The sequence below is a fragment of the uncultured Methanobrevibacter sp. genome, from assembly GCF_937898925.1.
Classification (GTDB): domain Archaea; phylum Methanobacteriota; class Methanobacteria; order Methanobacteriales; family Methanobacteriaceae; genus Methanobrevibacter.
Map to the genome: position 1 here is coordinate 1 of NZ_CALDKF010000095.1, position 14,357 is coordinate 14,357.

The 14,357-nt window shown below is 33.2% G+C and carries 14 protein-coding genes; 12 read left to right on the top strand and 2 right to left on the bottom strand.

Features of this window, described 5'->3' with window-relative positions:
• The first annotated feature begins 331 nt into the window (after positions 1–331).
• From cobI to Q0409_RS07665, 12 genes are all read left to right on the top strand, one after another.
• Positions 332–1,018, top strand: coding sequence for a precorrin-2 C(20)-methyltransferase (cobI, locus tag Q0409_RS07610; protein WP_298536643.1), 687 nt, complete (start codon positions 332–334; stop codon positions 1,016–1,018).
• A 31-nt stretch (positions 1,019–1,049) separates the two neighbouring features.
• Positions 1,050–2,189, top strand: a complete 1,140-nt coding sequence (gene cbiD, locus Q0409_RS07615) for a cobalt-precorrin-5B (C(1))-methyltransferase CbiD (RefSeq protein WP_298536645.1) — start codon at positions 1,050–1,052, stop codon at positions 2,187–2,189.
• Between the two features lie 98 nt (positions 2,190–2,287).
• Positions 2,288–3,043, top strand: coding sequence for a precorrin-4 C(11)-methyltransferase (gene cobM / locus Q0409_RS07620; RefSeq protein WP_297828498.1), 756 nt, complete (start codon positions 2,288–2,290; stop codon positions 3,041–3,043).
• Positions 3,044–3,090: 47 nt separating this feature from the next.
• On the top strand, positions 3,091–4,113 hold the full coding sequence (locus tag Q0409_RS07625) for a cobalt-precorrin 5A hydrolase (RefSeq protein WP_298536647.1): 1,023 nt from the start codon (positions 3,091–3,093) through the stop codon (positions 4,111–4,113).
• Between the two features lie 110 nt (positions 4,114–4,223).
• A complete protein-coding gene (gene cobJ, locus Q0409_RS07630) occupies positions 4,224–4,955 on the top strand; it encodes a precorrin-3B C(17)-methyltransferase (RefSeq protein ID WP_298536649.1) in 732 nt (243 codons plus the stop codon).
• Positions 4,956–5,051: 96 nt separating this feature from the next.
• Positions 5,052–5,804 (top strand): precorrin-6A reductase, encoded by a 753-nt coding sequence (gene cobK, locus Q0409_RS07635; protein WP_298536651.1) that lies wholly within the window; start codon positions 5,052–5,054, stop codon positions 5,802–5,804.
• The gene (cbiE, locus tag Q0409_RS07640; RefSeq protein WP_298536652.1) at positions 5,795–6,991 is read left to right on the top strand and encodes a precorrin-6y C5,15-methyltransferase (decarboxylating) subunit CbiE; all 1,197 of its coding nucleotides are present in this window, start codon (positions 5,795–5,797) and stop codon (positions 6,989–6,991) included. The genes cobK and cbiE overlap by 10 nt, the downstream gene beginning before the upstream one ends.
• Positions 6,984–8,336, top strand: a complete 1,353-nt coding sequence (locus tag Q0409_RS07645) for a cobyrinate a,c-diamide synthase (RefSeq protein ID WP_298536655.1) — start codon at positions 6,984–6,986, stop codon at positions 8,334–8,336. The genes cbiE and Q0409_RS07645 overlap by 8 nt, the downstream gene beginning before the upstream one ends.
• A gap of 71 nt (positions 8,337–8,407) precedes the next feature.
• On the top strand, positions 8,408–9,046 hold the full coding sequence (locus tag Q0409_RS07650) for a precorrin-8X methylmutase (protein ID WP_298536658.1): 639 nt from the start codon (positions 8,408–8,410) through the stop codon (positions 9,044–9,046).
• Between the two features lie 245 nt (positions 9,047–9,291).
• The gene (locus Q0409_RS07655; RefSeq protein WP_298536661.1) at positions 9,292–10,080 is read left to right on the top strand and encodes a sirohydrochlorin cobaltochelatase; all 789 of its coding nucleotides are present in this window, start codon (positions 9,292–9,294) and stop codon (positions 10,078–10,080) included.
• A 228-nt stretch (positions 10,081–10,308) separates the two neighbouring features.
• Positions 10,309–11,016, top strand: coding sequence for a zinc ribbon domain-containing protein (locus Q0409_RS07660; RefSeq protein ID WP_298536664.1), 708 nt, complete (start codon positions 10,309–10,311; stop codon positions 11,014–11,016).
• A 54-nt stretch (positions 11,017–11,070) separates the two neighbouring features.
• Positions 11,071–11,337: a hypothetical protein gene (locus tag Q0409_RS07665; protein WP_298536667.1), complete on the top strand. Its 267-nt coding sequence runs from the start codon at positions 11,071–11,073 to the stop codon at positions 11,335–11,337.
• 41 nt (positions 11,338–11,378) lie between these two features.
• On the opposite strand, the gene Q0409_RS07670 is transcribed toward Q0409_RS07665, so the two are convergent.
• Positions 11,379–11,816: a hypothetical protein gene (locus tag Q0409_RS07670; protein WP_298536669.1), complete on the bottom strand. Its 438-nt coding sequence runs from the start codon at positions 11,814–11,816 to the stop codon at positions 11,379–11,381.
• Between the two features lie 453 nt (positions 11,817–12,269).
• Positions 12,270–14,195 (bottom strand): endonuclease MutS2, encoded by a 1,926-nt coding sequence (locus Q0409_RS07675; RefSeq protein ID WP_298536672.1) that lies wholly within the window; start codon positions 14,193–14,195, stop codon positions 12,270–12,272.
• Between the last annotated feature and the right edge of the window lie 162 nt (positions 14,196–14,357).

The following is a 14,357-nucleotide window of genomic DNA, read 5'->3' on the forward strand; positions in this document are numbered from 1 at the left end:
CTATGGGTTTCGGTCTATGGGAATTTCATTTAGCTGCCAGCCTTTTTTTATCCAAGAATAATTTGTTTTATTCTTAACGAACTATTTTTTATATTTTATTTTTATTTCTTCAAATATTTTTTTAATTTATTAAACTATAATTGAGAGTATATTTATATATTTTCAATAACATATTTTTTAATTACAGTATTAAATTAATTAAAGTTCATTATATTTTTTAACTTTTTTTAAAAGGTTATTGCAATGAATATAGTTTATTTGATATTAAATTAATTTTAATTTACAATTATTTTCAATAATTATTTTTTTAACAGATAATAAAGGTTTTAAAATGGAAAAGGGAACATTATATGGAGTAAGTATTGGACCAGGAGACCCTGAGTTAATTACTGTAAAGGCAATGAACATAATATCCAAGTGCAAATATATAGCAACACCACATACTGGAACTGGTGATTCATTGGCATTGTCTATTGTATCTCAAGCAACAGATTTATCCCAAAAGGAAATAATGCTTTTAGAGTTTCCAATGACTAAGGATAAGGACATTTTAGCTGAAAGCCATAAGAATGCTGCAGAATCAATAGCTAAGGTTCTTGATGAAGGTGAAGATGTAGCAATGTTAAATTTAGGTGATGTAACTATCTTCTCAACATTTGCATATACAATGGACAAATTATTGGAAAAAGATTATGATGTAGAGGTCATTCCAGGTGTAACAAGCTTTTGCGCTTCAGCTTCCAAATTAAGAATAGGATTGACTACAATGAATGATCCTTTGCATATCATTCCTGCAACAGGAATAGACTTAAAGGAAGCTTTACAGATGCCTGGTTCAAAGGTTTTAATGAAGATAGGCAAATCCATGCCTAAATTAATTGAAACATTGAAGGAATTAAATCTTGAGGATAATGTCTATGCAGTTGAAAACTGTGGTTTGGAAAATGAAAAGATCTATAATTCTTTAGATGAATTTGATGAAAACATGGGATATTTCACTATTGTCGTTGTAAAGTAATTTAGCTCATTAGTTTTATTGGGGATTTCATATGGCAGAAAAACGTTTGGTTAATCAGAAATTATTGCGTTGTGGTTATACAACAGGGACATGTGCAGCGGCAGCTTCTAAGGCAGCAGTAGCAATGCTCTTTAAACAGGAATCAATGGATTCTGTAGCAATCACAACACCTAATCAAACTGATCTCATCATTGATGTCTTAAACCCTCAGTTTAATGATAATGTGGCAAGCTGTTCTATTGAAAAGGATAGCGGTGATGACCCTGACATTACTAATGGAATATTGGTATCTTCCAAAGTGACTTTATTGCCGGATTCTTCAGAAATTATTATTGAAGGTGGAAAAGGAGTTGGCAAAGTAACTAAAGGCGGGCTAGATCAACCAGTTGGTATGTCTGCTATAAACTCTGTTCCTCGAAAAATGATAAAGGATTCATTAAATGAATTGGCGATGCAATATAATTATAAGGGTGGCTTTCATGTTTTAATTTCTGTACCGAAGGGTGAAGAAATTGCAAAGAAAACTTTCAACCCTGAATTAGGTATAGTTGGAGGCATTTCAATTTTGGGCACAACAGGTATTGTAGAGCCAATGAGTGCCAAGGCATTAGCTGATTCAATTAAAGTTGAAATAAGTGTCATTGCTGCAGAAAGCAATGAGTCCATTCTTATCTTTTTAGGTAATTTCGGTAAGAAATTCACTGAGGAGGATTTGAATCTATCTACAAAACCTGGAATAATGTGCAGTAATTTCATTGATGTTGCATTGGATAGCTCAGTTGAATTTGGGTTCAAGAATATTCTTTTAGTTGGTCATATAGGCAAATTTGTAAAACTAGGAATAGGAATGTTTAATACCCACTCACATAATGGTGATGGTAGGATAGAAACATTATTATCCTGTGCATTAGAGGCGGGTGCAAATATTGAAATCCTAAAAGATATTCAAAAATGTGTAACTACTAATGCAGTATTGGATATCCTATATGAAAATGACTTATTGGATAAGACTATGGAAGTCTTAAATGATAGAATACAACATAATATTGATAGAAGAGTTCCGGAGGATATCAATGTTGGATTCATATGCTTTGCCAATACTGGAGAGTATTCTGGAGTTTTATTTGAAAGTGAAAATGTAGATAATCTTAAAAGATTATGGAAAAAGTGAAAATGTAGATGGTCTTTAAAGATTATGGAAAAAGTGAAAATAACTAATTATTAATTAATGTTTATTTGATTATTATTGGAAATATTGGAGGAAAAATAATGATTCATTTTGTTGGAGCAGGAAGTGGAGCTGTAGATTTAATAACCATAAGAGGAGCAGAACTTCTAAAGGAAGCGGATGTTATTATATATGCAGGTTCATTGGTTAATCCTGATTTATTAAATTATGCTAAAGATTCATGTGAAATTTATGATAGCGCTAAAATGACTTTAGATGAAGTCTTGGAAAAGATGTTTGAAGCTGAAAAGGAAAATAAGATGACTGTCCGTTTACATACTGGAGATTCAAGTATTTATGGTGCAATCCGTGAACAGATGGATCGCTTGGATGAAGAAGGAATCTCTTATGATGTTTGCCCAGGTGTTTCAAGTTTCTGTGGTGCAGCAGCTGCATTGAAAGCGGAATATACCTTACCTGATGTAAGCCAAAGTGTAATAATCACACGTATGGCAGGTAGAACCCCAGTTCCTGAAAAGGAAAGCATTGCATCATTTGCAGAACATGGGGCAACCATGGTGATTTTCTTAAGTACAGGTCTCCTTAAGGATTTATCTAAAGAGCTTGTAAAAGGAAAGTACACTGAAGACACTCCTGCAGCAATCGTTTATAAGGCAACCTGGCCAGATGAAAAGGTTATGAGATGTACCGTTGGAACATTATATGAAACTGCAAAGGAAAACAACATTACAAAAACTGCTTTAATAATTGTTGGAGATGTTTTAGACAGTGAATATTCCTTATCACGTCTTTATGCTGATGATTTTTCAACTGAATTCAGACAAGCTAAAAAATAAATTTGGAGTAATTTCAAGCTAAGATGCTTGAATTTGTGAGGTTAAGAATGAAAGTATCAATTATTGCATTTACAGATAATGGTATGGAAATTGCCTATAAATTATCAAATTCCTTATCTGAAGCTAATGATGTGGATTTTACTAGATGTGGAAAAGGAGCTTTGTCCACTTGGACAGAGGAACATTTCTCTACTAATGATGCCCTAATTTTCATAGGTGCAATAGGAATAGCGCTTAGGGCAATCGCTCCCTACATCAAGACAAAAACAAAAGATCCTGCTGTAGTTGTAGTGGATGAATTGGGACAGTTTTCTATACCAATTCTCTCTGGACATATTGGGGGAGCTAATGAATTGGCACTTCAAATAGCTGAGGATTTAGGTTCTATTCCAGTTATTACAACTGCTACTGATATCAATAAGGTATTTGCAGTGGATACTTGGGCAAAAAGCCAAGGATTGAATATCCTAAATCCAGAATGCATCAAATTGGTTTCATCTAAATTATTAAAGGGAGAATCTGTACATGTCAAATCAGATTATCCTATTCAAGGAAATTTGCCTAAGAATGTTTATCTTAATGATTTAGAAGATTCTAATGCAGGATACGATGTGATAATCACTCATAAAGATTTAGAAAATGAATGTAAGAATGATGCCTTATTATTAGTCCCACAAATCATTACAGTTGGCATTGGATGTAGAAAGGATATAAGTTTTGAAGCGATAGAAAGCTCCATTTTAAATATCCTTGAAAGTGAAAATTATCATATTTTGGCTATAAATGCATTGGCAAGCATTGATAAAAAGGCTAATGAAAAAGGAATCTTAGAATTTAGTAAAAAATATGATTTGCCATTTAACACTTATAGTGCAGAGGAACTAAACAGTCTTGAAGGTGACTTTACAAAGTCTGAATTTGTTAAAAGTATTGTGGAAGTGGATAATGTCTGTGAACGTTCCGCAATTATGGAAAGCAATGGAAAATTGATTAGGAGAAAGGACACTTGTGATGGAGCAGGTGTGACTGTTGCTTTAGCAATAAATGACCCAAATATTTCTTGGGAATAAAAATTCAATAATAATATAATTTAATAATTTAATATATTCAATAAAAGTTAATTCATAATTATAATTTAATAATATTAAAATCATTAGGTGTCTATTGGAGGAAAGAATTTATGAAATGTGTATCTGTAGTGGGTATCGGTCCTGGAAATGAGTTATACCTTAGCATTGCTGCTAAAGAGACTCTTGAGGATTCAGATTTAATTGTAGGTTATAAAAAGTATGTAGAGCTTGTAAAAGAGTACTTGCCTGAAAAAGAGTATTTGTACACCGGTATGACAAAAGAGGTGGACCGTTGTAAGATGGCATTGGAAAAGGCAGCAGAAGGTAATGCAGTATCTGTAGTCTGCAGTGGAGATGCTGGAGTGTATGGTATGGCAGGTTTGGTTTATGAACTCTCAGTTGACTATCCTGATGTTGAAATCGATATTGTTCCAGGTATCAGTGCTGTTTTAAGCGGATCTGCAGTTTTAGGTGCTCCAATAGGTCATGATTTTGCTGTAATCAGTTTATCAGATTTATTAACTCCTTGGGAATTGATTGAAAAACGATTGGCATTAGCTGGTGAAGGAGATTTCTGCATTTGCCTTTATAATCCTTCAAGCCATAAAAGAAAGGATTACTTGAAAAAGGCATGTGAAATATTATTGAAATTCAAAGGTGAAGACACTATCTGCGGATATGTGAGAAATATCGGTAGAGAAGGTGAAGAATATCACATAACCAATCTTTTAGAGTTAAGGGACACTGAAGTGGATATGTTTACCACTGTTTTCATTGGAAATGCCAATACAAAAGTCATTGACGATAAAATGGTAACACCTAGAGGTTATAAAGGTGTATAAATATAAATGGTATGATAATTATTATATTAATTAATAAGTTATCAAATTATATAATTATTATTTGACTAATGAGTTCTCTTAATTAGAGGTGTGGATATGCACAAAATTGTTTTATTCGGAGGAACTACTGAAGGGCGTCTATTGACTGAATTCCTATCTCAAAATAAGATTCCTGCTATAGTTTGTGTTGCTACAGAATACGGGGAGAAAGTATTGGAATATGAACCTCCTGTCATTGTTCAGCCTAAAAGATTAAAGCCTGGTCCTATGAGAAAACTATTTGAAGAAGAGCAGACTGAATTTGTTTTTGATGCTACACATCCTTATGCTACAGAAATCAGCAAACACATTAAGGAAATTTGTGAGGAACAGGGTATCGAATACATTAGAGTCTTAAGAGAATCAATTGAGATTGAAGACGCTGTAAAAGTATCCAGTATGGAAGAATTGATTGATTATCTTAACACTACTGAAGGATTGATCTTTTCTTCAATGGGGGCGAAAGAGGCTCCTGCATTAACAGAGGTGGAAAACTTCCCGGAAAGGGTTTATTTGAGAATGCTGCCTTCACCGGAAGGAATGAAGCAATGTCTTGATTTAGGTTACCCTATGAAAAACCTTTGTGGAATGCAAGGTCCCTTTTCTAAGGAATTCAATATGGCTCAATTCAAGGAAATTGGTGCAGACATACTTGTAACTAAGGAATCTGGTAATGTTGGAGGTTTTTTAGAAAAGACAGATGCTGCAAAGGAATGTGGCATGGAAGTTGTTGTCTTATCCCGATTGGTTAATGAAGAAGGGATAAGCGTGGAAGAAGCTAAAGACACCATTAGGAGTAAATGCTTATGAAGGAAATCAATATTATTGGAATGGGTATGAGTGAAAAAACCATCACTGCTGAAGCTTTAGAGCTGATTATTGAAGCAGATATTTTATTAGGAGCTAAACGATTAATCAATGAGTTTTCTCACATGAATAAACCTAGTTATAATGCTTATTTATCTGATGATATACTTGAGATAATAGAAAAGACAGATGCAGAAAAGATAGCTATCCTAGTTTCTGGAGATGTTGGCTTTTATAGTGCAGCTGAGAAATTAGTGGATGTCCTAAAGGATTATAATCCTAATTTAGTTTCTGGAATATCCTCTGTATCATACTTTTTTGCAAAATGCAGTCTTCCTTGGAAAGATGCAAATTTAATAAGCTGTCATGGACTTGATACAAATATCGTCTCATCAGTTCGCAGAAATAGATACACTTTTGCCTTAACAGGTAAAAACATTCCAGAATTGCAGAAAGAATTGGTTAAGTATGGATTCGGCGATTTGAAGGTTTGGATTGGTGAGAATTTGGGCTCAGATGAAGAGTCCATTCAAGAATCCAAGATATCTGATTTGGCTGGAATGGAATTCAGTTCTCTAACTGTTTTGATTATAGAAAATCCTGATTTTGATTCAAGAATCAGAACTGGAATTCCAGATGATGAATTCATTAGAGGAAAAGTCCCAATGACAAAGTCAGAAGTTCGAGCTGTATGCTTGTCTAAGCTATCAATTAATCCTGATGATGTGGCTTATGATATTGGCTGTGGAACCGGTTCTGTAACAATTGAAATGGCGTTTTCAGCATATGATGGAAAGGTTTATGCCTTTGACAAGAATGAAGAGGCAATTGAATTGTTAAATCAAAATTGCCAAAAGTTCCACTTGGATAATGTGGAGGCTATCTGTGGTTTGGCTCCAGAATGCCTAAAGGATTTGCCTGTTCCGAATGTGGCATTTATTGGAGGAAGCTCTGGAAATATGGGAGAAATTGTCAGTTATCTTTATGGAATTAATGATAAAATGAAATTTGTCATAACTGCAGTGACTATTGAAAGTGCAATGGCGGGATTGGAATCCTTAAAGAATGTTGGAATAAATGGGGATATTGTTCAAGTTGCAGTTTCAAAAGGCAGACAAATCGGTGATTTGCATATGCTAATGGCTCAAAATCCTATATTTATTATTAGTGGAAGTGGTGCTCATGAATAGAATTTTGATTTCAGGAACCAACAGTAACTGTGGAAAGACAACCATTACCATGGCTTTGCTTGCGGCATTCCAAAATAAAGGTTTGGAAATTGCTTCCTTCAAATCAGGTCCTGATTATATTGACCCAATGTTCCATCGTAAGGTCTTTAATGTAGAGACTCATAATTTGGATCCTTACTTTTCAACTGAGCAAATGTTATGTGACCAATTCATTAGAAATTGCGGTAAGGACTTAAGCATAATTGAAGGAGCTATGGGCTTTTATGATGGAATCGGTGTTGAAGGCAGAGCAAGTGCTTGGGAAGTTGCTAAATCCATTAAAGCTCCTGCAGTTCTTATTATTGATGCTAAAGGAATGAGCAATTCTGCAGCAGCAATCATAAAAGGTTTCAAGGAATTCAAGGAAGAAAGCATGGTTGAAGGTGTAATCTTCAATGGCATTTCTCCTATGTTGTATCCTCTTTTAAGGGATATTGTTGAAAAAGAAGGCATTAAGGCTTATGGTTTCTTGCCTAGAGAAGAGAAGTATTCCATTGGAAGCAGAAACTTAGGATTGATCACTGCAGATGAAATTGAAGACATTAAAGAGAAAATAAATGGTCTTAGGGAATTGGCAGAAAAATACATTGATTTGGATGGATTGTATGAATTGGCTAAATCAGCTCAAGTCCTTGAAGCAAGTGATGATTTTAAGGAATTGATTCAAAGCAGCAAAACTGATTCCAATGAACCTAAAACTCGAATAGCAGTTTCCCGTGATAATGCTTTTTGCTTTATGTATAAGGAAAACATAGAAATTCTGGAAGATTTGGGATGTGAAGTAGTCTATTTCAGCCCATTGGAAGATGAAGAGCTTCCTAAAGATATCTCTGGATTATATTTATGCGGAGGTTATCCTGAATTATATACTGGAGAATTGTCTAAAAATAGGAAATTATGTGATGAAATTAAAGACATAATAGAAAGGGGAATTCCTACAATAGCCGAATGTGGGGGATTCATGTATTTGCATGATTCCATTGAAAATGTTCCTATGGTTGGATTTATCAAAGGAAATTGCATAAAGACAGACAAATTGCAAAGATTCGGTTATATTGAGATAAAAGCATTGCAAGATAACTTGTTGTGTAATGAAGGAGATAGCATTAGAGTGCACGAATTCCACTATTATGATAGTGAAAACTGTGGAGAGGCCTTTATGGCTAAAAAGGCATCAAATGGATTGGAATACCTTTGTTGTCATGGATCAGATAGTCTATATGCTGGTTTCCCACATATTTATCTTCCTGCAAATCCTGATTTTGCAAAGTCTTTTGTGGCTAATGCAAGGAAATGGAAAGGTTAAAATTTATATTTATTAGTAGTTAATTAATTATGTAATTTAGTAGTTATTCATTGTAAAATTGAAGTGATAGTATGAAAATTGAATTAGAACAAGTTGAACCTGCTGAAATTGAAAGCAGGAGTATGGAAATCATTGAATCTGAACTTCCTCATGAAATTGACCCTAAATTAGCGCCAATTATTAAAAGAGCAGTTCACACTGCTGCTGATTTTGATTATGTAGATAACTTATGCTTTTCAGAAGATGTAGTTGATAAGGCATTGGAAGCAATTAAGAATGGTGCTTGCATTGTTACTGACACCAATATGGCAAAGGCAGGAATCAATAAGGCAGAACTTAAGAAGCATGGTGGTGAAGTCTTCTGCTTTATGAGTGATGATGATGTTAGAGACATTGCAAAAAAGAATGGATCTACACGTGCAAGAGCATCTATGGATAAGGCAGCAAGCTTGGATAAACCATTGATTTTTGCAATAGGAAATGCTCCAACCGCTTTGATTCGATTATATGAATTGATTCAAGAAGGAAAACTCAATCCTGAACTCATCATAGGAGTTCCAGTAGGATTTGTTAATGTAGTCCAATCAAAAGAGCTGATCATGCAATGTGATGTTCCTTACATCGTTGCTCGTGGACGTAAAGGTGGGAGTAATGTTGCAGCGGCTATTTCAAATGCATTATTGTACATGCTAAGAGATCAAAATAAATAGCTTTTATTTTTAATTTTATCTTTAATTTTTCATTTTTTATTATTTTCATTTCATGAAATTTCATGAATCTTATTTTTCCTTCTTTTTTAATTCTTTTTTCATTTCATTAATTATTTTTAATCAATATTTTTAAATATTTCTTTAAATAAAGTATAATTTAGTAATGTTAAATTTTTCTTTAAAAAATTTAATTTGATTTATTTAATCAATAAAATGAAATATTTTTTATTTTTTAGGATGATATTATGACTGATAAGATTATTTTAGTAGTAAGTTTTGGTACTTCTTATAACAATAACCGTGCTCTTACCATTGGAGCTATCGAAAAGGACATTGATGAAGCATTTCCTGATTATGAAATGAGAAGAGCATTCACAAGCCAAATGGTTATAAACATTTTGAAAAAACGTGATGACTTGGCTATTGACAATGTGGAAGAAGCATTGGAAAGAGCATTGGATGATGGTGTAAAAACCGTTATCATTCAACCAACTCACATCATGAACGGTACTGAATACCATTTCAAGATCAAGGATACTGTAGATAAGTACATTGACAAGTTTGAAAACATTCCAATCGCAGAGCCTTTATTAATCTCTGATGAGGACTTTGAAGACTTGATTGCAAGCATCACCTCTAAAGGAGATTATGATGACGATACTGCAGTTGTATTCATGGGTCACGGTTCTCCTGCGGAAAGTAATATGGTTTACACCAAATTGCAAGGAATGCTAAAGGATAAAGGATTTGATAATTATTACATTGGTACTGTAGAAGCAAAACCTGACTATGATGATGTCTTGGCTATGGTAAAGGAAGGTGACTACAAGAAGATAGTGCTCAAACCTTTAATGGTTGTAGCTGGCGATCATGCTCAAAACGACATGGCTGGGGATGAAGATGATTCATGGAAATCTATGTTTGCATCTGAAGGCTATGAAGTTGAATGCGTAATTGAAGGGCTCGCTCAATCCAAAGACATTAGAGATGTTTACATTAAGCATGTTCAAAATGCAATTGATGGTTTAAATTAAATCATCTTTCTTTTTTTATTCTTTCATATTTTAGGCCTTTTTTATTTTTTTTTTAAAATCATATGATTCTATTTTTATCTTTTTTATTTTCCTAAAACGCGGGGTTTAAGAACTTTTTTCACTAACTTTTTTTTTAATTCATTAACTTTAAATACTATCGTTTCTATATTTTATTTGCTAATTATGATTAAAAAATATTTAAAAAAGAATAAGTTAAAGGGTGATAGTATGAAGTGTGATGCATGTGGCAATAAGTATTCGGATGAATTTGATTTCTGTCCGTTTTGCGGTGCCTACCCTAAAAAGTTTTGTCCAAAATGCTTTAAGGAAATTAATGATGGTGGAGAGGTATGTTCGGACTGCGGAACGGAACTTTTGCCATTTGAAGGTTTCAAGAAGTATCAGGATCTTAAGGAGAAGGCTCTTGAATATCTGGATAAGGATAATTTTAAAAAATCAACGGAATGTTTTGAAAAGATATTGAAGGATTGGCCTCAAGTTGAAGAGGTAAATTTTCTTTTGGCTGAGAATTATGCATTCTTAGGCGAGATTGATAAGTCTTTAAGACAGTATGAGAGATTAGCTGAAATTAATCCAAGATATATGGGAGTATATTCCAGAATAGCTAAGATATACATTGAAAAAGAAGAGATTGAAAAGGCTAAGGAGTATCTTCAAAAGGAGCATGATGCATATCCATTTGAAAATGAGCATTATATCTATTCAATGCACATTTGCTTTTTGGAAGATGATTTTGAAAAGGCAAACAGAATTCTTGATAGATTGTTTGCAATTGGACCTAATGAAGATGACTTATTGATTTTCAAAATTAACAATGACTTGAATTTGAAATTAGTTGAGTATGATCCGGAACTTGAAGACTTAAATGAAAGGGTTAAGGCGTATTTGGAGAAAAATTTCAATTATTCCTTTTAAATTTTTTTTAAGAAGGTTAAGAGTGATTTCATAGTATGTTTAGGGGGTTGAAATATGGAAGTAATTGATGTAATTAATGAGATAGAAACCAATAATGATCCATTTCAAGATGGCTTGGATTATTATATGGATTGTATTGTGAATGTAAATAATGTTAGAACAAGATGTGAACAAGTTAGTATTGTCCAATGTGATATGGATGGTTCTGATTATGGTAGAAATGGGATTCAAATTCTGCTTGAACTTCGAAGAGGTGAGTGGATCACTTGGATCTTCCTTGATGAAGTTGAATCCTTAGAGGTTAAGGAGTTTAATAAATAGTATTTGAAAATGATTATTCCAACTATTTATTAAATCACTATCTATTTTTTATAATCATCACAAGTTGTTTTTTCACTATTGTCCTTAATGGAACAAACTCCGTTCTGTGATAAAGCACAGTTTAAGCAGTTATGCTCTTCCTCTGGATCCGGAGCAGCAACTATCTGTTGAAGGGATAATGTGAAAATTCCATTCAAATGTTCTCCATTAGTCTTTTTAGGGCCTCTGCCAACTATAGGGGATAAGCTTTTCATATAACATGGAATATCTCCGGTTCCTCCAATATCCACTTTTATCTGTTCATAAGTGTTGAATGTAGAGAAAAATTCAGCTCCTTCCTTCAAGATGTCTTGGGAGGCTTCAAATTTAAATATCATCATTTTATTTTCCAAAGAGGTTATTTGAACGTACTTGTCATCAAAAATAAACTCTTCTCCATTTTCTTTTTTAAAAATAACTATTCTTGCAATGTCAGACATGTTTAATCTCCTATTAATATATGTATGATAATAGGTTCTTATAGTATATTATTGTTTGCATTTATCAAAACTATTTTCATTGAAAATAAGTTGCTCTCTAATAAGTTTATAAATCAATTCTCAAATTCCCTCTTTTTACAAAATTTTATATACAATTTTAAGTAAAAATTATATTGTCGCATCATATTTTATGACTGATGCCTATGGTCCTTCTATGAGGGAAGCTTTAGCTGTCGATGATTAGGAGAAACCCAGCATTAGATAGGCTGCCTGTTTCGAGGGTTACTCGTGGAGGAAAGGGTAAACTACCTGTGAAGCAAGAGAGTTAGTATACGGGCAAAATATCTTATTTAAAAATTTATAATTTTAGGTTTTTTCAAATCTATTATTTATAAATATTTTAAATAATTACTTTTTTTTTAGATAATTGCTATTTTTAAAACAATTTTTATTCTAAAACTTTTCCAATATCTTACCATATACTCTTTTAAGTTCTGGTGGTGAATTGTTGTACATTCTTTTTATAATGAGTTCTGGTGTACTTTTTGCCAAGTAATTCATCTTAGGTGTTCTATCCACAATCAAATTGTAATTCTCATCAAGACCTGTAGCTTCGATTCCATCTACACGGATATCTGTATATTTCATAAGCTCATTTGCCATATGGGTTACAATGATTGCGAAGGAATTGCTTTCCTCAATCATTTCAATGAAGCTGGAAATGATTTTCACTGCTGCTTCCAATTCTGTGATTCCTTCAAGCTCATCAAGGAGAACCAGTTTTTCGCTATCACTTGTAACGATTGGCATGAATACATTCAAGAATGATTCGAATGCTCCAGCATCCAATGATCTCTTTTTGGAAAAGTGATATATTTCATCCAAAAGTTTTATCTTTGCTGTCTTGGCTGGAACAGGAAGTCCCATCTGTCCAAGAATGGCAATTTGGCTAATGGTCTCAAGAAGGGTTGTCTTACCTCCACTGTTTGCTCCAGTTAGGAGTGCAATGTTTTCCTCTTCATTCAACTTATAATCCACTCTTTGAATTCCTTCTTTGATTGTCCTTTCCCTTAGGCATAAGTTCAAGTGCAATGCTTGATGAAGGTCATATTCATCAGCAAATTCTGGCTTGTTCAAGTCATAAAGGTAAGCAAAGCTACCTAAAGCATATTCATAGTCAAACTTGATTATATCGCTGACTTCCCTTTCAGCATCTTCCTTAATTGATGCCAATTGTTCTGCAGCAGTGCTCTTCTTATCAAAATAATTGTTTTCAGAATTTGAAAGGATTTCTGTCTTCACCCTTTCCATTTCCATGTCATCGATTTCAATCGGATACTTCCTGATGAATGGGTCAAAATCAATACCACTTTCCAACTTGATAGTTTCCTTTGATTTACTTAAAATTTCGTCAAATATTTCTTGTAGTTTTGGTGGTAAAGCATTGTTTAATAAGTCGAGAACTTCATCTCCTTCAAGGTCAATGTTTTGAATCCTTTCTTTTAGTTCAAGGTCTATATATCTCTTCTCATTATTAACAATTTCATCCAAATCTACTTCTTTGGTTTTATAGGATTCAAGTTCATCAATTATAGGTCCAATATCATTCAGGACAGTTTCCTCACCTAATATTCCTTTTATTTTTGAAACTCTTTCAAATAAATCCCTGTTTTCCTTGAAGTAGTCTAAAATAACTTCAGGTACAAGCTGATAGATAGGAGCATCCTTGTTTATCATGATTAGGTTAGGCATATCGCCAAGGTCAAGGAATCCTTCAGTGTAAATGTAATAGATCAACTCATATCCTCTCAATTCTTCCTGGAAGAATGGTGAATCTGATGCAGTCAATATTGTGTAGTATCTGTTCAATCCAAGATCCATTAAATAATCGGCATCTTCATTGCTTTCTACAAGAATTGCTTTGCTTGCATCATAATTAGGTTTGGATTGCTTTGGCTCATGTAGGTGTTTCATTAGCTTATCCAATTCATATAGAGGCAATTCGCTTACCTTTTCTTTAGCATTCATTACAAAATTCAATCGTTCTTCGATGATTTCCTCATCTTTTATAGGAGCAAGGAGCAAAATTCTGTTTTTGGCATAACTTGTATTTGAATAGCTTACAATCTTTTCAATGATTTCCTCGTAAAGTTGGATTGCCCTATCGCTTTTCAGGAATTTTTGAGCAGGATTTCCGATTAATTGATTCATTATTTCAATGGCTTTCCTTTGGCTGATTCCCTCAATATTGATCAATCTCTCTAAATCAAGGTTTTCAATAACTTGATTTAACTCATCTTCCCCTCCTAATTCATCGATGATCTTTTGGGATAATTTATCTCCAATTCCCTTTATGTTTTGTAATTGCGCTCCTTCCATACGATTACCTCATTTCATGAATATGAGAAAGTAAATTAATTTTAAGTGTTTTTGTTATTATTTTAATATATAGTTAATTTTTTTTATTTTTATATTAATTTTTAAATCTTTTGATTTTCAATGATTTGCATTTTAATTTGATTAGAATATTGTTGTAATAAT